Genomic DNA, 23,862 nt, shown 5'->3' with positions numbered 1-23,862 from the left:
TCCGGGTGCCTGAGACGCCGTCCGTGACCGAGCTGCTGAGCACCGCGGTGGCGGCGCTCGGCGGCCAGGAGCGCGCGGGCCAGGTGGCCATGGCCGAGGCCGTGGCCGACGCGATGGAGAAGGGCGAGCACCTGCTCGTCCAGGCCGGCACCGGCACCGGCAAGTCACTCGCCTACCTGGTCCCGAGCCTGCTGCACGGCGACCGGGTCGTGGTCGCGACCGCGACGCTCGCCCTCCAGCACCAGCTGGTCGAGCGGGACCTGCCGCGGCTGGTCGAGGCGGTCAGTGAGAGTGGCGTCGACACGTCGTACGCCGTGCTCAAGGGCCGCTCCAACTACGCCTGCCTGCACCGGATCCGCGAGGGCGTGCCCGACGACCAGGGCGCGCTGGTCGAGCTGCCCGAGGGCTCGCTCGGCAAGAAGGTCCTCGAGCTGCGGTCGTGGGCCGAGCAGGAGTCCGAGGGCGGCGGCAGCGGCGAGCGCGACAACGCCCCGCGGCACACCGACAAGGAGTGGCGCCAGGTCAGCGTCAACCACCGCGAGTGCCTCGGTGCCTCGAAGTGCCCGTTCGGCCAGGAGTGCTTCGCCGAGCGCGCCAAGGAGAAGGCGCACCGCTCCCACCTGGTCGTCACCAACCACAGCCTGCTCGCGATCGACGCCATCGAGGGCGTGCCGATGATCCCCGAGTACGACGTCGTGGTGATCGACGAGGCGCACGAGCTGACCACCCGGGTGACCCAGGCGGCGACCGACGAGCTGTGGGCCGCCGAGGTCGAGCGGGCCGCCCGGCGCAGCCAGCGGCACGTCGACGGCTCCGAGGCCGACGACCTCGCCGACGCGGCGGACGCGCTCCGCCAGGCGATCAACGAAGTGCGTCCCGGCCGGTTCGACCGGATCCCCCAGGACCTCGGCGACGCGTTGGTGCTGGTCCGCGACGCGGCCCGCGCGTGCCTGTCGGCCTACCCCAAGGGCAGCGACGACGCTGACGCCGGCAGGCAGCAGGCCAAGGGCGCCGTGCAGGAGGTGTTCGCGACCGCCGAGCGGATGGCCGCCGACCTCGACTCCGACGTGCTCTGGATGAGCGAGGGCACCGAGCGGATGCCGCCGCGGCTCTGCGTCGCGCCGCTCCAGGTCTGGGGGCCGATGCGCCAGAAGCTGCTGACCGACAAGACCGTGGTGTTCACCTCCGCGACGCTGCGGCTCGGCGGTGACTTCGGCACCGTGGCGACCAGCTTCGGGCTGCGGCCGGACGACCAGGAGATGCCGTGGCGCGGCCTCGACGTCGGCAGCCCGTTCGACTACGGCCGGCAGGCGATCCTGTACGTCGCCCGGCACCTGCCGCCGCCGGGGCGCGACGGCCTGGGCGCAGCCCAGCTCGACGAGATCGTCGACCTCGTGGACGCGGCGAACGGCCGCACCCTCGGCCTGTTCTCGAGCCGGCGCGCGGCCGAGGCGGCGGCGGTGGTCGTCCGCGAGCGGCTGCCGCACCTGACCACGCTCGCACAGGGCGACGCGCAGCTGCCCGAGCTCGCGGCGCAGTTCGTCGGCGACCCGCACACCTGCCTGTTCGGCACCCTGTCGCTCTGGCAGGGCCTGGACGTCCCGGGCGACACCTGCCAGCTGGTGCTCATCGACCGGATCCCGTTCCCGCGCCCGGACGACCCGCTGCTCAGCGCGCGCCAGAAGGCCGCGGACGACGCCGGCGGCAACGGCTTCATGCAGGTCGCCGCGACGCACGCCGCGCTGCTGCTCGCACAGGGCTCGGGCCGGTTGATCCGGACCCACACCGACCGCGGTGTGGTCGCCGTCCTGGACCCGCGGCTCGCGACCGCGCGGTACGGCGGGTTCCTCAAGGCCAGCCTGCCGCCGATGTGGACGACGACCGACCCGGGCGTCGCCCGTCAGGCGCTGGCGCGGCTCTCGGCCACCGCCCTGGACCTCAGCGCAGCGCCTTCGCCCGCACCCTGAGCGCCAGGTCGTCGTCGAGCGGCTTGCCCTGGCAGGAGTAGCCGGTGTCCGTACGCCGCCAGCAGTCGTAGTCGGTGCCGGCGTTCGCGAGGGTCACCTCGACGTACTTGACGCCGTGGCCGAAGTCGACGCTGGCGGTGGCGTTGCCGGCCGCGTCGAGCCGGATCGGTCCCGTGGTCGGCCGGCCGGTGGTGCGGTAGACGGTCGCCACCGCACCGGAGCCCCGGGTGGTCGCCGGCAGGTCGAGCCTGAGCCTCAGCGAGCTGGCCCGCATCCCGGGCGCGCGACTGAACCGCACCGTGCTCGCCGCGAGGTGGTCGACGCGCCGGGTCTTCCAGCCGGAGTCGCGGGCGCTGCCGGTGAGGGCGACCCGGCCGCCGAGGTTGCCCGTCGGGTAGTGGTTCGCGCGGCCCTCGTCGTACGACGTCCCCGGCCGGCGGTTCGCGTCGGCGAAGTCGGCCCACACGGCGCGGAGGCTGGTGCCGCGGTCGCCGAGGGCGCCCGAGACCGCCTGGATCGAGTACTGGTTCGGCCCGCCCTTGGCGCCGTCGGCCAGCCCCCACATGTCGCGGATGATCGTCGGGAGCCCGCCCTCGGCGTTCGCATAGCGCTCGGTGAGGTAGCGGAAGAAGATCCAGTCGCCGTACTGCAGCACGCCGTAGTCCTCGAAGTGGTCCATCGAGCTGGCCGGCTGCGACAGCGGGCTCTCGGCGAGGTACTGGAGGTTGTCGTTGACGCCGTCGTAGAGCTCGTCCTCGGCCCAGGTCGCCGTCGCCTCCATGAACCACGTGTCCTCGTCGTAGTCGTAGGCGAACTGGACGGCGTGGAAGAGCTCGTGCGCCGCGGTCACCTGGAGGTTCTCCAGCGGCGTGTGGCTCGGGAACTCGGCGTAGTCGTTGTCGAAGGCGCAGTACGCCGGCGCGTCGTACGGGCCCGGGTCCGTCGGCGTGCGGTCACTGTCGCAGTAGCCGTACAGCCCCTGGCTGCCGAGGTCCGCGAGGTAGATGTCGAGCAGCGCGTTGCCGCCGAGGCTGCCGTCCGGCTCGGGCGCGCGGTAGCCGGCGGCGGCGTACGCCTTCAGCACCGACTGGGCGGTGCGGGCGACCTTGTCGACGTAGGTCTGGGTCGAGCGGTCGGGGCCGGAGGAGTACCAGTGCACGCAGACGGTCGTGAAGCACTCGGACTGGCCGCCGCCGGGCCGCTGCAGCAGCGCGTCGGCCCGAGCCCGGTCGGTCGCGCCGAGCTCGTCGCGGTGGGTCCGCAGGTCGCGCAGTACCAGGGTCTGGTCACGGCTGCCGTCCGGGTGCTCCGCCGCCGCGAGCGCCCGTGCGGCGAGCGGGCTGCTCAGCAGCCGGTGGGCCGGAGCGACCGGGTCGGGCTCACCGGCGTACGCCGGGGCGGCGACCAGGGGGAGGAGGGGGAGCGTGGCGGCGACCAGGACGGCGAGGGGGCGTCGGAGCACGCGCCTACTCAACCGCACGTGCCTGAGAATCCCCAACGGAGGCGTGCTCGAGCTCGACGGGCTCGCCGGCGGGTGGTCGTTGCCAGCGCCGGTGCAGCGGGATCCGGCCGATCGCCTCGGCGAGTGCCCACCCGACCAGGATGACCATCCAGCCGACGACCGCGTCGATCACCCAGTGGTTGCCGGTGCCGACGATCACGATCGCGGTGCCGAGCGCGTACAGCCAGCCCAGCGCGCGCACCCAGTAGCGCGTCGCGTAGATCTGCAGCGCGAGCGCGACCCACAGCGACCAGCCGGCGTGCAGCGAGGGGAACGCCGCGAGCTCGTTGGTGAGCCCGCCGAGTCCGCGCGGTGCGGAGGCGTCCGCGCCCCACCAGCCGTCGGCGGAGTGCAGGCTCAGCACGTCGACGTACCCGGCCAGGAAGCGCGGGGGAGCGGTCGGCATCGAGATGTAGGCGAGCAGGCCGAGCAGCGTGCCGATGACGAGGGCGCGGCGGGCCGGGCCGTAGCGGTCCGCGCCGAGGCGCCACAGCCAGATCAGGACCGCGCCGGTGACGACGTAGTGGAGGGTGGCGTACCAGTAGCTGCCGACCAGCCCGACCAACCGGTAGTCGGTGAAGAGCTGGTTGAGCGGACCCTCCCACCGGATGCCCATCAGGGTCTCGAGGTGGAGCAGCTCGTTGGCGCGGTGCAGCGCGGGATCCATGTTGGTGTCCGCGAGCAGCCGGGCCAGGCTGTAGAGAGCCCAGAGCCCGACGATCAGCACGAGCTCGAGGATGGCCCGGATCCACCGGGGCATCGTCCGGTGGTGGGCGTACGCAGGTGCCGTCGTCACAGCACCAGCGTCGTTCATGCATCCTCCCGCCGCATCCGGGTACTACCCGGAATCAACACCAGGGTCTGCTCAGGTATTTCCCCGTCTAGTCCGGAGTGTCAGACCCGGCGCAGCACCGCTGTCACTTTACCGAGAATAGTGGCGTGAGTGCCGTCAATAGGATCGTAGGCGGCGTTGTGCGGCAGGAGCCACACATTTCCGTCCTTGCGCTGGAAGGTCTTGACCGTGGCCTCGCCGTCGATCATCGCGGCCACGATCTCGCCGTTCTCCGCGGTCGGCTGCTGCCGGATGACGACGTAGTCGCCGCTGCAGATGGCCGCGTCGATCATCGAGTCTCCGCTCACCTCCAGCAGGAACAGCTGCCCGTCGCCGACGAGCTGCTTCGGTAGCGGGAACACGTCCTCGACGCGCTCCTCGGCCAGGATCGGGCCACCCGCGGCGATCCGGCCGACCACGGGCACGTACGCCGGCGCCGGGGCCGCGTCGCCCACCCCGGTCTCGTCGAACGCGGTCTCCTCCGCGCTCGACATCGAGCGGCGAGCCGCCATCACCTCGGGGAGGAAGACCTCGAGCGCCCGGGGCCGGTTCGGGTCGCGCTTGAGGAAGCCCTTCTCCTCGAGCACCTTCAGCTGGTGGGCCACGCTGGAGGAGCTGGTCAGGCCGACCGCCTCCCCGATCTCCCGCATCGAGGGCGGGTAGCCGCGCTTCTCGATGCAGTCCTTGATGTGCGCGAGCACGCGCTGCTGGCGCGGGGTCAGGCCCGTCGCGTCCGGCGGTCCGTCGGGGAGCTCGCTGACTGTGGGAGACGCCTTCTTCTGGGTGGCCATGGCCTGACGGTAGTCCTCCGGACCGTCCGGGTTCAAACATCTGTTCGAACGGCGTGTCGCCCGGGTGCGGACGGAAAAGCGTTCGAACAAATGTTCGTGTCGCTGCTTGTGTCGTTCGAACACCTGCTCTACCGTCGTACACACGTTCGATCGAACACCTGATCGAGAGTCCGGTCCAGACCGGTCCGCGAGGACTGTCGGTGGCCGCCTCTAGAACTGGTGTCAGGCCACTTCCCCCAGCCGTCCAGCCAGGAGCCTTCGATGAGCACGATGACCGCAACCCCCACGTTCCGCCCCAGCTCGTTCCAGCCCAGCTCGTCCCAGCCCAGCTCGTTCCAGCCCAGCTCGGGCCGGCACGGCAGCGTGCGGCTGACCCGTCGGGGCCGCCTCGTCGTGCTCGTCGTCGCCCTGCTCGCGGTCCTCGCCGTCGGGCTCGTGCTCGCCTCCGGTGCCGTGGGCACCGGCGAGGCGGGCACCCCCGAGCCCACCAGGGTCGTCCTGGTCGGCACCGGCGACACCCTCTGGGACATCGCGGCGGGCCTCGCCGACGACGGGGACGTGCGGGCGATGGTGGACAGGATCGAGAAGCTCAACGCGCTCGACTCGGGCATGGTCTCCGCCGGCCAGAAGCTGGTCGTGCCGCTGGGCTGAGGTCCGGTTGACGCTGGACAGAGACTTTCGCCGGTCGCTTCGACCCCGGCCGGCGAAACCGGGGAAGACGAGGGGCGGGACCACGCTGTGGTCCCGCCCCTCGCGGCGTCCGCGGCGCAGGCCCTACCGTCGGGCCATGGCCGGCTACTCGGGCACTCCGCTGGAGCGCAAGCTCGGGATCCGCGCCGGTCACACGCTGTTCCTCGACGGGGCGCCGGACGACCTGGCGCTCGACGTCCCCGGCGCGCACGTCGTACGCCGGCTCCCGGCCGTGGCCGACGTGACACTGACCTTCCACACCACGCTGGCCGGCCTCGCGGGCCGGCTGCCGGTCCTGCTCGAGCGGACCAGCACCGCCGGCATGGTCTGGGTGTGCTGGCCGAAGAAGGCCGCGCAGCGGGCCCTCGGCATCGCGAGCGACCTGGACGAGGGCCTGGTGCGCGACCTCGGGCTGCGGCTGGGGTTCGTCGACGTGAAGGTCGCCGCGATCGACGACACCTGGTCGGGGTTGAAGTTCGTGCGCCGGCTCGCCGACCGGTGACCGGTCGCTAGCGCGCCGCCCGTCGGCCGCCGATCGGGCGCGGCTCCTCCGGCTCGCCCGTCATCCTCGGCTCGGGACCGCGGGTGATGCCGAGCCGGCGCAGCACCCGCGCCACGAGCATCAGCCCGACGAACAGGCAGGCGACCGCGCCGACGGATGCGAGCGCGAGGAACCACCACGCGACCGAGTCGCCGTCGCGGGCGGTGGAGCCGAAGTCGATCGCGGCGTACACGAGGTATCCCCACGCGACGATGCACGCGGTGATGCCGAGCGCGAGCAGGAGCAGCATCGGCTGGAAGGAGCGCTTCGGGCGCGCGCCGCGGCGCGAGCCCGCGTGCTTGCTGCCCGTCCCCGATGCCACGAGGCCATCCTCCCCGATGGGGCCTGAGGTGTCTTAGCCTTGGGGGGTGGTGCACGACCCGGTCGACTCCGTCGACTCCGTCGCGAGCGCCGCGCTGCGGGAGCTGGTCGGCATCCCCGGCGTGCGGCGTGCCGCCATCGCGCTCAGCGAGGGTGGCGGCCGCCGGCTGCGGTTCCGCTCCAGCGACGGCGGCGCGTGGTGCCACATCGACGCCTACGACGACGTACCGCTGACCACCGTGGTGCGCACCGGCCGACCGCTCCTCGACCACCTGGACGGGCTGCGCGCGCAGTTCGCGGGCGTCGTCGAGCGGCAGCGGGCCGACGGCACGGTCGCGCTCGCGGCGCTGCCGCTGCCCGGCCGGCACTCACCGATCGGCGGGGTGGTCCTCTACTTCGACGTCGAGCAGGCGTTCGACGCCCCCCAGCGCGGGCTGCTCGATGCGGTCGCGCACCGGATCGCGGAGTCGGTACGCCGGGTCCGCTCGGCCGTGGCCCATGACGACCTCACCCAGCGCGCGACCCTGCGGCTCGAGGACGACCCGCGGGCGGCGGGCCGCGCGCGGCAGTTCCTGCGCGGCCTGCTGACGGCGTGGCAGGTCAGGCGCGACGTCGCCGACACCGCCGAGCTCTGCGTGTCCGAGCTGGTGACGAACGCCGTGATCCATGCCGGGACCGGCTCGGTGCTGACGGTCAGCCTGGCCGCAGGCGTGCTCGACGTGCAGGTGCGCGACCACGGCGCCGACACGGGCGTGGCGCTCGTCGACGACGAGGACCCGCTCCGGGTGTTCGGCCGCGGCCTCCAGCTCGTCGCCGCGCTCGCCGACCGGTGGGGCGCCGACCACGACGACGCCGGGACGACGTCGTGGTTCTCCCTCGAGGTCGGCGCCCCGGCGTACGCGTGATGCCTAGGCCGCGACCGTCAGCTCGGCGCGGAGCCGGGCGACCAGGCGGGCCAGCAGCCGCGAAACGTGCATCTGGCTGACGCCGATCTCCTCGCCGATCTCGGCCTGGGTACAGCCCCGGAAGAACCGCATCTCCACGATCAGCTGCTCGCGGCGCGACAGCTTCGCCAGCAAGGGAGCGAGGGTGGCACGGGCCTCCGCCAGGTCGAACTCGGGGTCGATGCCGCCCAGCCGGGCACCCACCGTCTCCTCGCCGTCGGCCATGCTCGGGGTGTCCAGGGACGCCGGTGCGAAGCAGCCGTTGGCGCCGAGCGCGTCGATGACCTGCTCGAGCTCGAGGCCCAGGTGCGCGGCGATCTCGCTCGGGCGGGGCGCGCGGCCCAGCTGCTGGTACAGCTCGCCCTCGCAGCCGGCGATCTTCTGCTGGGTCTCCTGGATCGACCGCGGCGGCCGCACGGTCCAGCCGAGGTCGCGGAAGTGCCGGCGGATCTCGCCGCGGATGGTCGGGACGGCGAAGCTGATGAACTCGCTGCCCTGGTCGTGCTTGAAGCCGCGGACGGCCTTGACCAGGCCGACGTACGCGACCTGCTCGAGGTCCTCGTCGGCGATGCCGCGGCCGCGGAAGCGGCGCGACAGGTCGCGAGCGAGCGGCATGTTCAGGCGGACGATCTCGTCCTCGATGGCGCTGCGCCGGGCCGGGCCAGCGGTGGCACGGTCGGCGATCAGGCGGGCGGTGGCCTCGGAGCGACTCTCGGGGGCCTCGGTGAGTACAGCTGACGCAGTCAACGAAGGAGCCTCTCTGATGCGGTGGTGCTGCGGCCGTTCTGGCCGCCTCAGAACACCTTCCGTATCTGGTTGAGGCAGAAACCACCCGTTCGGGTGGACCTTCGCGACCGGAGCCCGGCGGCCCGTGGTGGAGCCGCTCGCCAAGGCCGGGAGCAGGGCCGCGACACGCCCTCTCCGCGGACCGATTTCCGGCGCCGAAAGCGGGCCTGACCTGCGGCTTTACGGGACCGGGCGGACCTCCGTGAGGAACTTCTCCGGTTCTGCTTGCGCGCCCCCGGGTCCGGGCGTACGGTTACCCCAACATCTAGTAGTTACAACAATGTAGTTATCCACATCTAGTGCACAGCTCAGAGGTGGAAGCCCACAGCGTGACTGCTTGTTGTACACAGTGAGACCCCCGATATCCACAGGCGCCGCACCCTCGTCGAGGGTCTTCGTGGCACGCCCGGGTACCGGCGACGAGCACAACCCGACGAGCCACACCGAACCAGCGAGAGAGGAGGACCGGGATGCACTGTCCGTACTGCCGCAACACCGACACCCGGGTCCTCGACTCCCGCGTCGCCGAGGACGGCGGCTCGATCCGCCGCCGGCGTACCTGCTCGGCCTGCGAGCGCCGGTTCACGACCGTCGAGATGATGCAGATGACCGTGCTCAAGCGCTCCGGCGCCACCGAGCCGTTCACCCGGGACAAGGCCATCGCCGGCGTCCGCAAGGCGTGCAAGGGCCGCCCGGTCACCGAGGACCAGCTGGCCTGCCTCGGCCAGGAGGTCGAGGACGCGCTGCGGCTCGCCGGTACGGCGGAGATCCCGGCCCACGAGGTGGGCCTGGCGATCCTCGGCCCGCTGCGCCGCCTCGACGAGGTCGCCTACCTGCGGTTCGCGTCGGTCTACCGCGCCTTCGAGTCCGCTGACGACTTCGAGGACGAGATCGCCGTCCTGAGGGCCGAGCGCGACCTCGCCCCTGCACCCGCCTCGAGCGGGTGACCCAGACCGCCCGGCGTGTGTAGTGGGGAAGCTGCATGCGCCGGGCGCACCAACGTCGCCATCGACTGTCGGTGGCAGCAGCAATGATGGAACAGCAACCTCGAGAGACGGGACCAAGAGGGATGACCGAGACGGTGAGCGGGAAGGCCGCGCAGACGGGCGCAGGCCTGAAGATCGAGCGTGTCTTCAGCACGGAAGGGGTGCACCCGTACGACGAGATCACCTGGGAGCGCCGCGACGTCGTGCAGACGAACTGGAAGACCGGTGAGACGGTCTTCGAGCAGCGCGGCGTGGAGTTCCCCGACTTCTGGTCGGTCAACGCCTCGACCATCGTCACGACCAAGTACTTCCGCGGTGCGGTCGGCACCGACGTCCGCGAGTGGAGCCTGAAGCAGATCATCGACCGGGTCGTGAAGACCTACACGAAGGCCGGCGTCGACCACGGCTACTTCGCGAGCGCGGCCGACGCCGAGACGTTCGAGCACGAGCTCACCTGGCTGCTCGCCCACCAGTACTTCTCCTTCAACTCCCCGGTCTGGTTCAACGTCGGCACCCCGTCGCCGCAGCAGGTCTCCGCCTGTTTCATCCTCTCCGTCGACGACTCGATGGACTCGATCCTGAACTGGTACAAGGAAGAGGGCTTCATCTTCAAGGGCGGCTCCGGCGCCGGCCTGAACCTCTCCCGGATCCGCTCCTCCAAGGAGCTGCTCTCCTCCGGCGGTACGGCGAGCGGCCCGGTCTCCTTCATGCGCGGTGCCGACGCCTCGGCCGGCACCATCAAGTCCGGTGGCGCCACCCGTCGCGCCGCGAAGATGGTCGTCCTCGACGTCGACCACCCGGACATCGAGGAGTTCGTGCAGACCAAGGCGCGCGAGGAGGACAAGATCCGCGCGCTTCGCGACGCCGGGTTCGACATGGACCTCGGTGGCGCCGACATCACCTCGGTCCAGTACCAGAACGCCAACAACTCGGTCCGGGTCAGCGACGAGTTCATGCGCGCGGTCGAGGACGGCACCGACTTCGGGCTGCGGGCCCGCAAGACCGGCGAGGTCATCGAGCGCGTCGACGCCCGCGAGCTGTTCCGCAAGATCGCGACCGCCGCGTGGGAGTGCGCCGACCCGGGCCTCCAGTACGACGACACCATCAACGACTGGCACACCAACCCCGAGACCGGCCGGATCACCGCGTCGAACCCGTGCTCGGAGTACATGTCGCTGGACAACTCCTCGTGCAACCTGGCGTCGCTGAACCTGCTCAAGTTCCTCAAGGACGACGACACCTTCGACGCCGAGCTGTTCGCGCAGGCCGTCGAGCTGATCATCACCGCGATGGACATCTCGATCTGCTTCGCCGACTTCCCGACCGAGGCGATCGGCAAGACCACCGTCGACTACCGCCAGCTCGGCATCGGCTACGCCAACCTCGGCGCGCTGCTGATGGCGATGGGCCTCGGCTACGACTCCGACGGCGGCCGGGCGATGGCGGCCACGATCACCTCGCTGATGACCGGTACGTCGTACAAGCGCTCGGCGGAGCTCGCCGGCGTCGTCGGCCCGTACGCCGGCTACGCCCGCAACGCCGAGGCGCACAAGCGGGTGATGCGCAAGCACCAGGCCGCGAACGACACCGTCCGCACCCTCGGCATCGCCGACAACCAGGTGCACAAGCTGGCCACCCAGGCCTGGGCGGACGTGGTCGCGCTCGGGGAGACCAACGGCTTCCGCAACGCGCAGGCCTCGGTGCTCGCGCCGACCGGCACCATCGGCTTCATGATGGACTGCGACACGACCGGCATCGAGCCGGACTTCTCGCTGGTCAAGTTCAAGAAGCTGGTCGGCGGCGGCTCGATGCAGATCGTCAACCAGACGATCCCGCGGGCCCTGAGGAAGATGGGCTACCAGCCCGAGCAGGTCGAGGCGATCGTCGCCTACATCGCCGAGCACGGCCACGTGATCGACGCGCCGGGCCTGAAGACCGAGCACTACGAGGTCTTCGACACCGCGATGGGTGCCCGCTCGCTGAAGCCGATGGGCCACGTGCGGATGATGGCGGCGGCGCAGCCGTTCCTGTCCGGCGCGATCTCGAAGACGGTCAACCTGCCGGAGTCGGCGACCGTCGAGGAGATCGAGGAGGTCTACCTCCAGTCCTGGAAGCTCGGCCTCAAGGCGACCGCGATCTACCGCGACAACTGCAAGGTGGGCCAGCCGCTCGCCGATGGTGGCGGCAAGGCCAAGAAGGACGCTGCCGACGCGGCGGCCGCGGCCGACGACGCCGCGACCAAGGTGGTGGAGAAGATCGTCTACGCCCCGACCCGCAAGCGGCTCCCGAAGTCCCGCGTCTCGCGCACCACCTCCTTCACCGTGGGCGGCGCCGAGGGCTACATGACCTCGGGCGCGCACGAGGACGGCGAGCTCGGGGAGATCTTCCTCAAACTCGGCAAGCAGGGCTCGACCCTGGCCGGCGTGATGGACGCGTTCTCGATCGCGGTCAGCATCGGCCTGCAGTACGGCGTTCCGCTGGAGACCTACGTCTCGAAGTTCACCAACCTGCGCTTCGAGCCCGCCGGTCTCACCGACGACCCGGACGTGCGGATGAGCCAGTCGATCATGGACTACATCTTCCGCCGCCTGGCCCTGGACTACCTCGACTACGAGAAGCGCTCCGCCCTCGGCATCTACTCCGCCGAGGAGCGCCAGCGCTACCTCGAGACCGGCTCCTACGAGCCCGTCGAGGAGACCGGGTCCCCGGCCGAGCTGATCGAGGCCCCGGTCGTCGAGCTCGTCGACACGGTCGAGGCGGAGACTGTCGAGACCAAGGACACCCACGGCTCCGAGGCCCGCGAGGTCCCCGCCAAGCCCGCGGGGACCGCCCACACCTCGGCGGAGCTCCTCGAGCAGATCACCGGCCACGCGGTCGACAGCCCGCTCTGCTTCACCTGCGGCACCAAGATGCGGCCCGCCGGCTCCTGCTACGTCTGCGAGGGCTGCGGCAGCACCAGCGGCTGCAGCTGATTCGTCAACGCACGAACGTCGGGCTCGTCACCGGAAGGTGGCGAGCCCGTCTGTTTATCGATGATCGGAGCCCCAGAGGCAGGGTCTTCCTCGCACGGCCTACTGCACCGCCACCGCGGCGGCTTGGAAGAGGTCGACAGGCATGGGGTGTGCCAGCTTCCAGGTGATCGCGATAGGTCGCTCTCCTTGGTGGCCGGCGTAGGTAGCGGGGCCGAGGAACTCGTACGGCGCGGTGCCAAACGGGTCTTGGTGGGTGTCGCGGACGAAGAGCAGGATGTTGCTCGTGCCATCGAGATACCGCCGCCCAGTTGGCGACGCAACAGTGGTGGCGTTCTGGGACTCCCAGTGGAACAGGGTCGGGCTGATCGGGTAGTCGCGGTACATCGTGGTGGGGGAGTAGTCGGCCTCTGACTTCTTGAGGGTGGCCATGAGGAGGTCGGCGTTCGCTGCGGGAGCGTAGGCGACGCCTTGCATCATGCTCGTCGGCTTGCGGTCGAGCGTGGCGTAGTCGACGGCTGCCAGGATCTCTTCACGCTGGTAGCGACCGTGGACGCGCAACGGATAGCTGCTGAGGGTGCCTGCCAGTGGGCTCGTCACGTGATCGGCGGCATCGAGACCGAGGCCAATCACCAGGGCGAGCTCGTCGCGCACCGCTTCTTCTTGTCGTAAGGCCTCCAGACCGGCGTTGTACGACGAGAAGCCGCCGCCGTCGGGCCAGAGCGAGAAGAACAACATGCGCGCGTACCGCCGATCGACCTCATTCAGATCCGCGTACCGCGCTGCATTGTCGGCAAGCAGGCGGATGTACGCGGCGGCCCGGTCGGGGTCGTCGACGTGCGCGAGAGCCCGCCCGCGTTTGGTGAGGTTGATGGCGTTCTCGCCACGCACTCGAATGGGCAGTCCCGCGTCAACGCGGAGCTGCGTCCACGACTTCTGCCCCTGTCGGAGCACCTCGGAGAGTGGCAAACCGGAGCGGTCGAGAAACTCCGGCAGCGTGGTGTCGCCCATGGATCGCAACTCCTGAACCACCTGGGGCCAGCGCCTGGTGACCTGAGCCTTGACGTTCTCGAGGATGAGCTCCTGCGAGGTTCGGTCCAGGATGACCTGGCACCCAGACGGCAGGAACGGGAAGCCTTCCTCGACGTCTTTGATCAGCTCACCTCGAGCGCGTCCGGTCAGAGCCCGCAACTTGGCGTCCCATCGGAACTCGACGTGATGGTGCCCGACGAAGTCAAAGGCGGTGAGGACTGCCTTCTCGGTCGTACGCCGAAGGCCGCGGCCGAACTGTTGGAGGAACACCGTCGCGCTCTCGGTGGGACGCAGGAACAAGACGGTATCGATGTCAGGGATGTCCAGGCCCTCGTTGAAGAGATCGACTGCAAAGACAACATTGACGCGGCGACCCCGCAGATCGCTCAACGCCTGTTGTCGTGCCGTCGGGGCGGTCTCGCCGCTCACAGCCACAGAGGGAATCCCCGCATCGTTGAAGACCTTTGCCATGTAGTGCGCGTGAGCGACGCTCACGCAAAAACCCAAGGCACGGATCGACGACAGGTCGGCTACCTTGTCGCTGAGCTCGCGCAAGACGATTGCTGCGCGCGCGGCATTCCCGGTGTAGATCCGTTCCAACTCGGCGTCGTCGTACCGCCCGCGACGCCAGGTGACCGCCGAGAGGTCCGTGTTGTCGGCCACCGCGAAGTAGTGGAATGGGCAAAGAAGGTCCGATTCGAGGGCGTCCCATAGGCGCAGCTCGGTGGCGATCCGGCCATCGAAGAAGTCCCGAACATCAGTGCCATCCGCCCGCTCGGGGGTCGCCGTCAACCCCAAGAGTTCGCGCGGGGTCAGATGATTGATGATCCGCCGGTACGTAGGCGCTTGGGCATGGTGGAATTCGTCGATCACGACGATGTCGAACGCATCAGCCGGGATCTGATGGATTCCGTACGAGTTGAGCGACTGCACGCTGGCGAAAAGATGGTCACCACGCTCTGGCCGTGTGCCGCCGTACCACGCTTCTCCGAAGTTCCCATCCGCCAGCACCTCGCGGTAGGTGCGGCGCGACTGCTCGAGGATCTCGGAACGGTGCGCAACGAACAGGAGCGTCGGCCGGGGGCCTGCCGAGTCACGCGCCAGGCGCCGGTAGTCGAGAGCCGCGACGACCGTCTTGCCCGTCCCGGTCGCAGCCACGACGAGGTTGCGGTGCCGATCGCGGATCGTTCGCTCGACATCGAGGTCATCCAACATCTTCTGTTGGTAGCTGTACGGGCGAACCTCCAGCCCCGAAAGCGTGAGCGTGACCCGGTCGTGCTGCTTGCGACCACTCGCCTCGAGGAGTGCATCGTCGAGACGATCGCGATCCTGAGCGGGGTCGTAGCGCTCGAAGCTCGCGTCGTTCCAGTAGGAGTCGAAGGTGGCCTCGAACTTCTGGAGCAGGCTCGGCGTTGCGATCTTGGACAGCCGAACGTTCCACTCGACCCCGTCGAGGAGCGCGGCACGCGACAAGTTGGAGGATCCGACGTACGCCGTGTCGAACCCGGTGTTGCGTCGGAGCAGCCACGCCTTCGCGTGTAGCCGGGTCCGTTGTGAGTCGTACTGGACCCGAACCTCGGCACCGAACTCCTCGGCGAGCCGATCCAGTGCTCGTCGCTCGGTCGACCCAAGATAGGTAGTGGTGACCACGCGGAATGGGACCCCAGCTCGCTGGAGCTCGCGGAGGTCGCCCTCGAGCAGCCGGACACCGTGCCACCGAACAAAGGCACAGAGCAGGTCCACAGAATCCGCCGACGACATCTCCGCACGAAGCTCGGCCGCGAGGCTTGGTTCATCCCTGGCATTGGTGAGAAGCGCGGCGTCCGACAGCGGTGTCTTGGGTCGTGCCGCAAGGCGACCTGAGCCGCGCACGTCCCCATCGTCGAGCAGGGAGCCGAGCAGGCGGGTCGGAGCTTCGATGGTCTCGTGTGCATCGAGGGCCGTCAGCACGGCATTGACGGTGGTCAGTCGCCGGTCGCGGTCGGCGATGCTCTCGAGGTGTCGCTGCACGACGTGAGCGACATGCCGCGCAATGACGTGTGGTTCGTCCGCCTTGTCGACTGAGAGCTCAGTGGCCGCAAGATGCTGGGCCGCTGCGAGGCGGGCCCGAAGCTCCGGCGTGACGACTGATTCGTATAGGCCTTCGTCCACGGGGGGAGCTTGCCAGGGTCTGAGGCGTGGGACTGGGATTCCGGAGTGGACTCTGAAAGTTGCTCGCCTCAGATCCTTCATTCTGACGCTACAAGTCCCGATGATGCTTCTGACGGACATCGGGGAGCGGAGACGGGATGAGTGCGGGTGCTTCGGCGCACTACGAGGCTCAGCGCTCCCTCCTGGAGGCAGGCGAGTACGAGCGACTCGCGTGTCAAGCGCGTGATTTGGCGGCGAGGTATGAGGTCGCCAGTCGCAGTGAAGCCGCCGTCGGTGCCCGCCTACGAGCGCTTGAGGCAGTGGGGTGGCGCGTACTCGAGGACCGCCGCTGGGCCGGATCGCGACGCGCGAACGTTGACTTTCTGCTCGTCGGGCCGGGGGGCGTGGTGGTGGTGGACGTCAAAGCCTGGCGGGCGCTGCAAGTCGTCAACGCCAGTCTCTTTTGTGAGGATGAATGTCGAGACGACGAGGCGGCCAAACTCCTGAGTCTGGTCGACCGTGTCCAAGACTCGGTCGCGGAGCTTGGAGTGACTCCGCAGGCGCTCCACGCGGCACTGGTGTTCAGCGGTCGAAAGTTGGCGCAGCGACTACCGCGGATCGCCCTGCTCGGGGAGTACGACCTCGCCACGTGGGTTACCCAGCTCGGGTTCCGGTTCGACGCGGAGCAGGTTGAGCAGGTCTACCAAGTGCTCGACCGAGACTTCCCGACCTACGCCCTCGAGCCACTGGGCAAGGCAGTGGTGCCGCTCGTTCGGGTCGTCATGCCGTCGCACGTGCAGCAGCCCGCCGAGCCGCTCTTCGATGTGGACGAGTTGACGCAGGCGCTCCTGGAGTCGCATCTCGCTGGTCCGATCGAGGACTGGATGACGTTTCTCCATCCGGACCAGCTGAAGTTGATCTCCACCTCGTGGAGCGGGCCGGCGCGCGTCCGTGGCCCGGCCGGCACTGGCAAGACAGTCGTCGGACTCCATCGGGCGGTCTATCTCGCCCAACGCACGCAGGACCCAGTGCTATTTGTGACCTTCGTGCGCACACTTCCCGTCGTACTTGCCGGGCTCTGTCAGCGATTCGCACCGGCGGCACGGGAACGTATTCACTTCACCGGTCTGCATCGGCTCGCCATGGACGTCATTGAGTCCGCAGGTGCGCGGGTCCGGATCGACGACAAGGCTCGCAGACGGGTCTTCGCTGACGCGTGGAACGCGGTTGGTCGAGACAGTGTGCTGGTCAAGCTCGACGAGCGGTCGGCGTACTGGCAAGAAGAGCTTGACTACGTCATCAAGGGTCGGGGGCTGACCGACTTCCAGGAGTACGCCGATCTCGCCCGGGTCGGCCGACGTACCCCCATGCGTCTGGAGCATCGGGAGGCGATGTGGGCCGTCTACGTTGAGTACGAGCGGCTACTGAGGGCGGAAGGCATCCAGGACTTCAACGATGTGCTGATCACCGCCCGGGACCTGTTGAGGACCGGCCAAGCGAAACAGTCGTACGGCGCCGTGGTCGTTGATGAGGTTCAAGACCTGTGCCTCATCGGTCTCGAGCTCCTTCATCAGATCGCGGGCGACGGTCCCGATCGACTGCTCCTCATCGGGGACGGTCAACAGAACGTCTACCCTGGCGGATTCAGCCTCGCGGAGGCGGGAATCTCGGTCTCGGGGCGGGCCAGTGTGTTGAGGATCAATTACCGCAACACGGTCGAGATCGTCGAAACAGCCGCTTTGCTCGTCGCCGGCGATCAATTCGACGATCTCGACGGCGAGGTCTTCCAGGGAACGCGCGACGCGAAGGTGCATCGGCATGGGCATCCGCCGATGATCGTCCGCAGCGATAGCGAGTCGCGGATGGAGGAGGCGATGGTCGAGCAGATCCTCGCTACTCGCGACCGGTTGCGTGTGCCGCTCGGCGACATGGCTGTCCTGGTTCGGACGAACAAGGAACTGCAGCACTACTCTCGGTTGCTGACGAGGAAGCGGATCGACTGGGTGAATCTCCTCCATTACGACGGAGTTACTGTCGACCGACTGAAGGTCGGAACGTTGAAGCGAGCGAAGGGTTTGGAGTTCAAGTACGTCCTGTTGCCCGGCCTTCGCGGTGGATCGCTCGATCCGTGGCCGGGTGAATCTGATGCCGCGTTCCAAGAGCGATCTGAACGAACCCGCCGGGAGCTCTTTGTTGGCATGACACGGGCACGCGACGGACTCTGGCTCGGCTACGTGGACGACTAAGCGGTCTACCTACGGATCGGTCAGTTGTCAGCGGCCATGATGTGGCCGTGACCTTCGACATCGACCGCATTCGCAAGGACTTCCCGGCCCTCGGCGAGGGCATCGCGTACTTCGACGGCCCCGGCGGCACGCAGGTGCCGCGGCAAGTCGCCGCGGCGATCGCCGAGACGATGACGTCCGGCATCTCCAACCGAGGGACGGTGACCGCCTCCGAGCGGCGGGCGGAGGACGTCGTGGCGGGTGCCCGCCAAGCGGTGGCGGACCTGCTCGGCTGCGACCCGGGCGGGGTCGTGTTCGGGCGGTCGATGAGTCAGCTGACGTACGACGTGTCCCGGGCGCTCGCGAAGGAGTGGGGGCCCGACGACGAGGTCGTGGTGACGCGGCTCGACCACGACGGGAACATCCGGCCGTGGGTGCACGCGGCGGAAGCCGCGAGGGCGAGGGTGCGGTGGCTCGGGTTCGACCGGGAGACGGCCGAGCTGGGCGTCGACGACATACGGGCTGAGCTCTCGCCTCGCACGAAGTTGGTCGCGGTGACCGGGGCGTCGAACGTGCTCGGGACGCGGCCGGACATCACGGCGATCGCGGAGGCGGTGCACGAGGTGGGGACGCTGCTGTACGTCGACGGGGTGCACCTGACGCCGCACGCGCCGGTGGACGTCGCGGCGCTGGGCGCCGACTTCTACGCCTGCTCGCCGTACAAGTTCTTCGGCCCACACCACGGCGTGGTCGTCGCGGCGCGGGAGCTGCTGGAGCGGATCCAGCCTGACAAGCTGTTGCCGGCCAGCGACGAGGTGCCGGAGCGGTTCGAGCTCGGGACGCTGCCGTACGAGCTGCTCGCGGGCACCACGGCGGCGATCGACTACATCGCCGGGCTGGCGTCGGATGCCGGCGACCGGCGGACCCGGGTCCTGGAGTCGATGCGCGCGGTGGAGGAGTACGAGGATGCGCTGTTCGAGCGGCTGCTGGAGGGGCTGCGGGCGATCGACGGCGTGACGTTGTACGGCAACCCCGCGCGGCGTACGCCGACGGCGTTCTTCTCGGTCGCCGGCCGGGAGAACCGCGAGGTGTACGAGCACCTCGCCGCAGCCGGCGTGAACGCCCCGGCCAGCAGCTTCTATGCGATCGAGGCGTCGCGATGGCTCGGTCTGGGCGACGGGGGCGCGGTGCGGGCGGGCCTGGCGCCGTACACGAGCGCCGACGACGTCGAGCGCCTCCTCGCAGGCGTGGCGGAGGTCGCGAAGTGACGGCGCGCGGCGTTCTGGTGACCGGCGGCTCCCGCGGCATCGGCGCCGCGATCGTGCGCGCGTTCGCGGCGCAGGGCGACCAGGTGGCGGTGCACTTCGGGTCGTCGGCCGACCTCGCCGAGGGCGTCGTGGCATCGCTGCCGGGCGACGGCCACACCACCGTGCAGGCGGACATGACCGACGCGGAGGCGGTACGGCGCGCCGTCGACTCCGCCGCGGAGCGGCTGGGCCGGCTCGACGTGCTGGTCAACAACGCCGGCATCTTCGTGGCGCACCCGCCGCTGGAGACGTCGTACGACGAGTGGCAGGCGGCCTGGTCCCAGACGCTGGCCACCAACCTGGTCGGTGCCGCGAACGCGGCCTACTGCGCGATCCCGCACCTGCGGGCGGTCGGCGGCGGGGCGATCGTCAACGTGTCGAGCCGAGGCGCGTTCCGCGGGGAGCCGAGGAACCCGGCCTACGGGGCGTCGAAGGCCGGGATGAACGCCTTCGGCCAGTCGCTGGCGATCGCGCTGGCGCCGGAGGGGATCACCGTCGGGACGGTGGCGCCGGGCTTCGTGCAGACCGAGATGGCGCGCGAGGTGCTCGACGGCCCCGGCGGCGACGCCGTGCGGGCGCAGTCGCCGTTCGGCCGCGTGGCGCGGCCGGAGGAGGTCGCGGCGGCGGTGCTGTGGCTGGCCTCGCCCGAGGCGAAGTTCTCGACCGGCACGATCATCGACGTGAACGGCGCGTCCTACCTGCGTAGCTGAGCCCGTGCACGTACGGCGGTGCTGGCGCGCTCGCCGGCCGGTACCCGCTCGCGGCGGGTCAGTCGCAGTAGTCGCAGGCCCCGGAGGCAGGCAGGGCCAGGAAGCAGGTCGGGCAGGTCGCGACCACGGGCTCGATGCCGTTGGTCCGGCGCTGGTTCGGGATGCTCGTCGTCGGGACCGACGCGACCGAGCTGTCCTTCTCCGGAGACAGGACCTCGAAGTCGAGATCGCGCAGCACCCTCGCGGCACCCGACTTGCCGCCCGAGAAGTCACCGGACGTGGCAGCGGTGCCGGTGGCGTACCGGACCGCGGCGCCGAGGACGGCCTTCGAGTCGTAGCTGTGGTCGTTGTATCGCAGGACGTACTCGCGTGACCGGGCGAACCCGTAGCGATCGAGGAACGCATCCTGGCCGACCTCGTCGTACTCGTGGATCGCGGCGAGAACGTGCTGACGACCAACTGCTGACCACGCGACCATGTCCCCACAGTAGGTCCGCGACCCCCGGTTCCCCTCATCTCGGGCCGACGGTCGTCGGCGGCCTGTGATCGAATGCTGGCAGGGGCCACCGGGGTGGCCCGTTCTCGGGAGGACAGTCATGACATCAGGAGCACGAGTTCGCCGTACCGCTCTGGCAGTGGGTACGGCGTTGCTGTTGCCGCTCGGCGTCGCCCAGGCTGCGCCGGCCGGCGACACGACCGGAGCGCGGGGGATCGGCGATCCGTACTACCCGGACTACGGCAACGGCGGGTACGACGTCGACCACTACGGCATCCACATCACCTACAAGCCGAAGACCGACCACCTCGCGGGGCGGACGAAGATCACCGCGCACGCGACGCAGGACCTGACGAGGTTCGACCTCGACTTCGTGCTGCCGGTGTCGAGCGTGAAGGTCAACGGCGAGCGCGCGACGTACACGCAGGGCAAGCACGAGCTGGTCGTCACGCCGCGGCAGGCGTTGGCGACGGGCGAGGAGATGACCGTCGACGTTGCGTACGCGGGGAAGCCGTCGACGGTGCGGTCCGACGGGGTCCGGCCCTGGATCCGCACCGACGACGGCGCAGCCGCCGTCGGTGAGCCCGAGATCGCAGCGTGGTGGTACCCCGCCAACGACCACCCGCGCGACAAGGCGACGTACGACGTCAGCGTGACAGTGGCGAAGAGCCTCGAGGTGCTCGGCAACGGCGTCCTCGTCTCGCACGACGCCAGGAACGCGAGGCGGACCTGGCACTGGCGTGAGGCGAAGCCGATGGCGGCGTACCTCGCGTTCTTCGTGGCCGGGCAGTTCGACATCGAGCGGTCGCGGGTGGACGGCCTGCCGGTGATCACGGCGGTCGCCTCGCACGGGGGCCGCGAGGGCCGGTACGCGGCCAGGGACCTCCGGCGGACGCCGAGCGTGCTGCGGTTCGAGGCGCAGCAGTACGGCGCGTACCCGTTCGACGCGATGGGTGGCGTCGCGCCAGCCGCCGACTTCGGGTTCGCGCTGGAGAACCAGACCCGACCGGTCTACACGCGCGGGTTCTGGAGCACCGGCTCCAACATCTACGTCGTCGTCCACGAGAACGCCCACCAGTGGTACGGCGACTCGGTCTCGGTGCACAGCTGGCGCGACATCTGGCTCAACGAGGGCTTCGCGTCGTTCACCGAGTGGCTCTGGTCGGAGAAGCACGGTGAGGGCACGGCGAAGCAGCTGTTCCGCCAGTACTGGCGGGCCTACGGCCGCGGCAACGACATGTGGAAGGTGAAGATCGGCAACCCGGGGGCGCACAACGAGTTCCACTACGCCGTCTACGACCGCGGTGCGATGACGCTCCAGGCGCTGCGCACCCGGATCGGCAACGCCGACTTCATGGCCGTCATGCGGGACTGGGCGGCGCAGCACCAGTACGGCAACGGCTCGATCCCCGAGTACATCGCGCTGGCCGAGAGCGTGTCGGGCGAGGACCTCGGGTCGTTCTTCGACGCCTGGCTCTACAGCGACCGGCGGCCGGCGCCGACGGAGGCGAACGGCTTCCCGCCGGGCTTCCGCTCGCGGGTCGCGGCGACCGAGCGCTCTGCGGTCCCGGCCTCGTGGTCGAAGATCCAGCACACCCATGCCGTGCTCGCGCGGGTCGAGGGGCGCTGAGGGTTAGCCGACCCGCATCTCCCCGAGCTCGGACCACTCCGTGCCGTCGACCTGGAAGTTCACGATCCTCGGCGTCTCGACCAGGTACGGCCGCAGGTCGGCCTGCGCCTGCTTGAAGTGGTCCGAGCTCACGTGGGCTCCGGCTGCGTCGTCCTGGAACGCCTCGACCAGGACGTACTCGCTCGGGTCGTCGACCGAGCGGGACCAGTCGAACCACAGGTTGCCGGGCTCGGCGCGGGTGGCCTCGGTGAAGGAGCGGGTGATCTCGGGCCAGGCGTCGGCGTGCTCGGGCTTGATGCGGAACTTGGCGGTGATGAAGATCATTTGCCCTTCCTAGCACCGCCGGGCTCAAGGAACGCCCTCCGAGGCGCGGGTGGTGGACGGCGTCGACATCGTCCCGGGCCAGAAGCTCGTGGCCTGGCTCCGGTCGCTCGACGGCGACCAGGTCCCGAAGGACGCTGCGCGCGACGCCCTGCGGAAGCTGCGCGAGTACCGCGCGAAGTCCTGGGAAGCAGCCACTGCTGCGGAACGTCGGCGGGACGCGACGGCCGCCAACTGACACCGAGCCCCAGCGAGTCCGCGCAGTAGCGGATAGGCATTGCATTCGAACACATGTTCGAGTAGACTCGCGCCATGTTCTCCCTCACCGCGATCGCCACGGCCGACGAGGCCGTCGCGCGCTTGAGTGAGATCCGGTGGGACGAGGTGCCGGTCGAGGACCTGCCGGCCGCCGTGGTCGAGCTCGAGCGGGTGCAGGCGCGTCTGGATGCCGCGAAACTGAAGGCCGCGGAGCGGCTGGAGCGCACCGAGGCCGCCGCGACGGTGGGCTGGGCTTCGACGAAGGACTTCCTGACGGCGGTGTCGGGCGGCCGCAAGGGCGCCGGGGGCGGGGTGCTGCGCCTGGTGGCGGCGCTGCGCGAGCTGTCGCGGACCCAGCGGGCTCTCGCGGACGGCTGGCTGTCGGCCGACAAGGCGCGCGTGATCGGACGCCGGGTGGGGCAGCTGCCCGCGGTCGAGGAGCTGCGCGGCGCCGCCGAGGGGCTGCTGCTGGCGCGGGCGCGCGACCTCGACGCCACGGACCTGGACCACGCCTGGCCGGCCGTCGTGGCCGAGCTCGATCCGGACCACCGGTTGCGGGGTGCCGACCTGTCCCTGCCCCGGGCCGAGCGCGCCGCGCACCGCGCGCGCTTCCTCTCGTTCTCCGACGACGAGTTCGGCGGCGTCTGGATCAAGGGGTACGGCAGCGGTGAGGAGGTCGAGCAGCTGAAGTCGGTGCTGATGCCCTTGGCCGCGCCGGTGAGCGGCACGCCCGGCGCCTGCGGCGGCCGACGGCGCGACCTCACGGACCCGGGAGACCGGGGCACTCCGTGTCCCGAGCAGGCCTGCGCACACGACGGCCGTGACCCCCGCGACTTCGGCGTGCGGATGTGGGACGCGCTGGTCGAGGCCTGCCGCCGGCTGCAGACGGCCGACCTGCTGCCCGAGAGCCACGGTGCGACGCCGCGGATGGTCGTGACCATCTCCCTCGACGACCTGCAGCGTGACCTCGAGACCTCCGCCGGGCTCCTGCCCGGCGGCCGGCCGCTGTCGGCCCGGGCTGCCCGGCGGATCGCCTGCGACACCGAGCTGATCCCGATGGTGCTCGGCGCCACGGGCCAGGTGCTCGACGTGGGTCGCACGCAGCGGCTGGTGACGACGGCGATCTGGCACGCGCTGGTCGCTCGCGACGCCCACTGCGTCTTCCCCGCCTGCAGCCGGCTTCCCGAGGCGTGCGACGCCCACCACGTCGTCCACTGGGCCGACGGTGGTCCGACCAGCCTCGACAACCTGGCGCTGCTCTGCCGACGACATCACACCACCGTGCACCAGACAGCCTGGCGGCTCCGGATCGATCCGGTCACCCGAAGACCGGCCTGGTCCCCGCCACCGCGAGCCGACGACAGCGGCCGCTACACCTTCCTGGTCTCGCCACCGTACCGAGCTGCCTGAGCGCGCCCTCGACCG

General features: G+C 69.9%; 20 protein-coding genes. 12 read left to right on the top strand and 8 right to left on the bottom strand.

Annotated elements, in window-relative coordinates:
• The first annotated feature begins 5 nt into the window (after positions 1 to 5).
• Positions 6 to 1,967 (top strand): ATP-dependent DNA helicase, encoded by a 1,962-nt coding sequence (locus tag ACVW2K_RS21850; protein WP_457203961.1) that lies wholly within the window; start codon positions 6 to 8, stop codon positions 1,965 to 1,967.
• Here ACVW2K_RS21850 and ACVW2K_RS21845 read toward each other — a convergent pair.
• The 3 genes from ACVW2K_RS21845 to lexA form a co-directional block, all read right to left on the bottom strand.
• Positions 1,939 to 3,429 carry an MXAN_6640 family putative metalloprotease gene (locus tag ACVW2K_RS21845; protein ID WP_457203960.1) on the bottom strand — a complete coding sequence of 497 codons (1,491 nt, stop codon included), beginning with the start codon at positions 3,427 to 3,429 and terminating at the stop codon, positions 1,939 to 1,941. The two genes, ACVW2K_RS21850 and ACVW2K_RS21845, sit on opposite strands and share 29 nt — an antisense overlap.
• Before the next feature lie 4 nt (positions 3,430 to 3,433).
• Complete coding sequence (locus ACVW2K_RS21840; protein WP_457203959.1) at positions 3,434 to 4,264, bottom strand: phosphatase PAP2 family protein; 831 nt, start codon at positions 4,262 to 4,264, stop codon at positions 3,434 to 3,436.
• A 98-nt stretch (positions 4,265 to 4,362) separates the two neighbouring features.
• Entirely contained in the window at positions 4,363 to 5,091 is a 729-nt protein-coding gene (lexA, locus tag ACVW2K_RS21835; RefSeq protein ID WP_028637460.1) for a transcriptional repressor LexA, read from the bottom strand.
• 261 nt (positions 5,092 to 5,352) lie between these two features.
• On the opposite strand from lexA, the gene ACVW2K_RS21830 reads away from it, so the two are divergent.
• Complete coding sequence (locus tag ACVW2K_RS21830; protein ID WP_457203958.1) at positions 5,353 to 5,742, top strand: LysM peptidoglycan-binding domain-containing protein; 390 nt, start codon at positions 5,353 to 5,355, stop codon at positions 5,740 to 5,742.
• Positions 5,743 to 5,878: 136 nt separating this feature from the next.
• Positions 5,879 to 6,283, top strand: coding sequence for a hypothetical protein (locus ACVW2K_RS21825; protein ID WP_028637461.1), 405 nt, complete (start codon positions 5,879 to 5,881; stop codon positions 6,281 to 6,283).
• 7 nt (positions 6,284 to 6,290) lie between these two features.
• On the opposite strand, the gene ACVW2K_RS21820 is transcribed toward ACVW2K_RS21825, so the two are convergent.
• Positions 6,291 to 6,644 carry a hypothetical protein gene (locus ACVW2K_RS21820; protein ID WP_028637462.1) on the bottom strand — a complete coding sequence of 118 codons (354 nt, stop codon included), beginning with the start codon at positions 6,642 to 6,644 and terminating at the stop codon, positions 6,291 to 6,293.
• A gap of 46 nt (positions 6,645 to 6,690) precedes the next feature.
• On the opposite strand from ACVW2K_RS21820, the gene ACVW2K_RS21815 reads away from it, so the two are divergent.
• Complete coding sequence (locus ACVW2K_RS21815) at positions 6,691 to 7,548, top strand: ATP-binding protein (protein ID WP_457203957.1); 858 nt, start codon at positions 6,691 to 6,693, stop codon at positions 7,546 to 7,548.
• A gap of 3 nt (positions 7,549 to 7,551) precedes the next feature.
• Here ACVW2K_RS21815 and ACVW2K_RS21810 read toward each other — a convergent pair whose 3' ends face one another.
• Entirely contained in the window at positions 7,552 to 8,334 is a 783-nt protein-coding gene (locus ACVW2K_RS21810; protein ID WP_457203956.1) for a SigB/SigF/SigG family RNA polymerase sigma factor, read from the bottom strand.
• 509 nt (positions 8,335 to 8,843) lie between these two features.
• On the opposite strand from ACVW2K_RS21810, the gene nrdR reads away from it, so the two are divergent.
• Both nrdR and ACVW2K_RS21800 read left to right on the top strand, forming a co-directional pair.
• Complete coding sequence (gene nrdR, locus ACVW2K_RS21805) at positions 8,844 to 9,320, top strand: transcriptional regulator NrdR (RefSeq protein ID WP_457203955.1); 477 nt, start codon at positions 8,844 to 8,846, stop codon at positions 9,318 to 9,320.
• A 122-nt stretch (positions 9,321 to 9,442) separates the two neighbouring features.
• Entirely contained in the window at positions 9,443 to 12,331 is a 2,889-nt protein-coding gene (locus tag ACVW2K_RS21800; protein WP_028637464.1) for a vitamin B12-dependent ribonucleotide reductase, read from the top strand.
• Positions 12,332 to 12,430: 99 nt separating this feature from the next.
• Here ACVW2K_RS21800 and ACVW2K_RS21795 read toward each other — a convergent pair whose 3' ends face one another.
• The gene (locus ACVW2K_RS21795; protein ID WP_457203954.1) at positions 12,431 to 15,511 is read right to left on the bottom strand and encodes a DUF3427 domain-containing protein; all 3,081 of its coding nucleotides are present in this window, start codon (positions 15,509 to 15,511) and stop codon (positions 12,431 to 12,433) included.
• A gap of 137 nt (positions 15,512 to 15,648) precedes the next feature.
• On the opposite strand from ACVW2K_RS21795, the gene ACVW2K_RS21790 reads away from it, so the two are divergent.
• From ACVW2K_RS21790 to ACVW2K_RS21780, 3 genes are read left to right on the top strand one after another with little or no spacing between them, the layout of a single operon-like run.
• Positions 15,649 to 17,736 (top strand): UvrD-helicase domain-containing protein, encoded by a 2,088-nt coding sequence (locus tag ACVW2K_RS21790; RefSeq protein ID WP_457203953.1) that lies wholly within the window; start codon positions 15,649 to 15,651, stop codon positions 17,734 to 17,736.
• A gap of 47 nt (positions 17,737 to 17,783) precedes the next feature.
• Complete coding sequence (locus tag ACVW2K_RS21785) at positions 17,784 to 18,983, top strand: cysteine desulfurase-like protein (RefSeq protein WP_457203952.1); 1,200 nt, start codon at positions 17,784 to 17,786, stop codon at positions 18,981 to 18,983.
• A 17-nt stretch (positions 18,984 to 19,000) separates the two neighbouring features.
• Positions 19,001 to 19,732 (top strand): SDR family NAD(P)-dependent oxidoreductase, encoded by a 732-nt coding sequence (locus tag ACVW2K_RS21780; RefSeq protein ID WP_457203951.1) that lies wholly within the window; start codon positions 19,001 to 19,003, stop codon positions 19,730 to 19,732.
• 58 nt (positions 19,733 to 19,790) lie between these two features.
• Here the strand turns inward: ACVW2K_RS21780 and ACVW2K_RS21775 are convergent, their stop codons facing one another.
• Positions 19,791 to 20,210, bottom strand: coding sequence for a hypothetical protein (locus tag ACVW2K_RS21775; RefSeq protein WP_457203950.1), 420 nt, complete (start codon positions 20,208 to 20,210; stop codon positions 19,791 to 19,793).
• A gap of 169 nt (positions 20,211 to 20,379) precedes the next feature.
• On the opposite strand from ACVW2K_RS21775, the gene ACVW2K_RS21770 reads away from it, so the two are divergent.
• Positions 20,380 to 21,858: a M1 family metallopeptidase gene (locus ACVW2K_RS21770; RefSeq protein WP_197025315.1), complete on the top strand. Its 1,479-nt coding sequence runs from the start codon at positions 20,380 to 20,382 to the stop codon at positions 21,856 to 21,858.
• A gap of 3 nt (positions 21,859 to 21,861) precedes the next feature.
• On the opposite strand, the gene ACVW2K_RS21765 is transcribed toward ACVW2K_RS21770, so the two are convergent.
• Positions 21,862 to 22,182 carry a putative quinol monooxygenase gene (locus tag ACVW2K_RS21765; RefSeq protein WP_457203949.1) on the bottom strand — a complete coding sequence of 107 codons (321 nt, stop codon included), beginning with the start codon at positions 22,180 to 22,182 and terminating at the stop codon, positions 21,862 to 21,864.
• A gap of 52 nt (positions 22,183 to 22,234) precedes the next feature.
• Between ACVW2K_RS21765 and ACVW2K_RS21760 the strand changes: the two genes are divergently transcribed.
• Together ACVW2K_RS21760 and ACVW2K_RS21755 are read left to right on the top strand one after the other, a co-directional pair.
• A complete protein-coding gene (locus tag ACVW2K_RS21760; RefSeq protein ID WP_457203948.1) occupies positions 22,235 to 22,417 on the top strand; it encodes a hypothetical protein in 183 nt (60 codons plus the stop codon).
• 74 nt (positions 22,418 to 22,491) lie between these two features.
• Positions 22,492 to 23,847, top strand: a complete 1,356-nt coding sequence (locus tag ACVW2K_RS21755) for a DUF222 domain-containing protein (protein WP_457203947.1) — start codon at positions 22,492 to 22,494, stop codon at positions 23,845 to 23,847.
• Positions 23,848 to 23,862: the final 15 nt, after the last annotated feature.

The organism is Nocardioides sp. HB32, from assembly GCF_054058995.1.
This window is presented reverse-complemented; position numbering and strand designations above follow the sequence as displayed.

What these genes read in the sequence shown, in the direction of transcription:
- lexA (WP_028637460.1), bottom strand. Translation starts at nt 5,091, where the DNA reads ATGGCCACCCAGAAGAAGGCGTCTCCCACAGTCAGCGAGCTCCCCGAC.
- ACVW2K_RS21830 (WP_457203958.1), top strand. Translation starts at nt 5,353, where the DNA reads ATGAGCACGATGACCGCAACCCCCACGTTCCGCCCCAGCTCGTTCCAG.
- ACVW2K_RS21825 (WP_028637461.1), top strand. Translation starts at nt 5,879, where the DNA reads ATGGCCGGCTACTCGGGCACTCCGCTGGAGCGCAAGCTCGGGATCCGC.
- nrdR (WP_457203955.1), top strand. Translation starts at nt 8,844, where the DNA reads ATGCACTGTCCGTACTGCCGCAACACCGACACCCGGGTCCTCGACTCC.
- ACVW2K_RS21800 (WP_028637464.1), top strand. Translation starts at nt 9,443, where the DNA reads ATGACCGAGACGGTGAGCGGGAAGGCCGCGCAGACGGGCGCAGGCCTG.
- ACVW2K_RS21790 (WP_457203953.1), top strand. Translation starts at nt 15,649, where the DNA reads ATGAGTGCGGGTGCTTCGGCGCACTACGAGGCTCAGCGCTCCCTCCTG.
- ACVW2K_RS21775 (WP_457203950.1), bottom strand. Translation starts at nt 20,210, where the DNA reads ATGGTCGCGTGGTCAGCAGTTGGTCGTCAGCACGTTCTCGCCGCGATC.
- ACVW2K_RS21765 (WP_457203949.1), bottom strand. Translation starts at nt 22,182, where the DNA reads ATGATCTTCATCACCGCCAAGTTCCGCATCAAGCCCGAGCACGCCGAC.
- ACVW2K_RS21755 (WP_457203947.1), top strand. Translation starts at nt 22,492, where the DNA reads ATGTTCTCCCTCACCGCGATCGCCACGGCCGACGAGGCCGTCGCGCGC.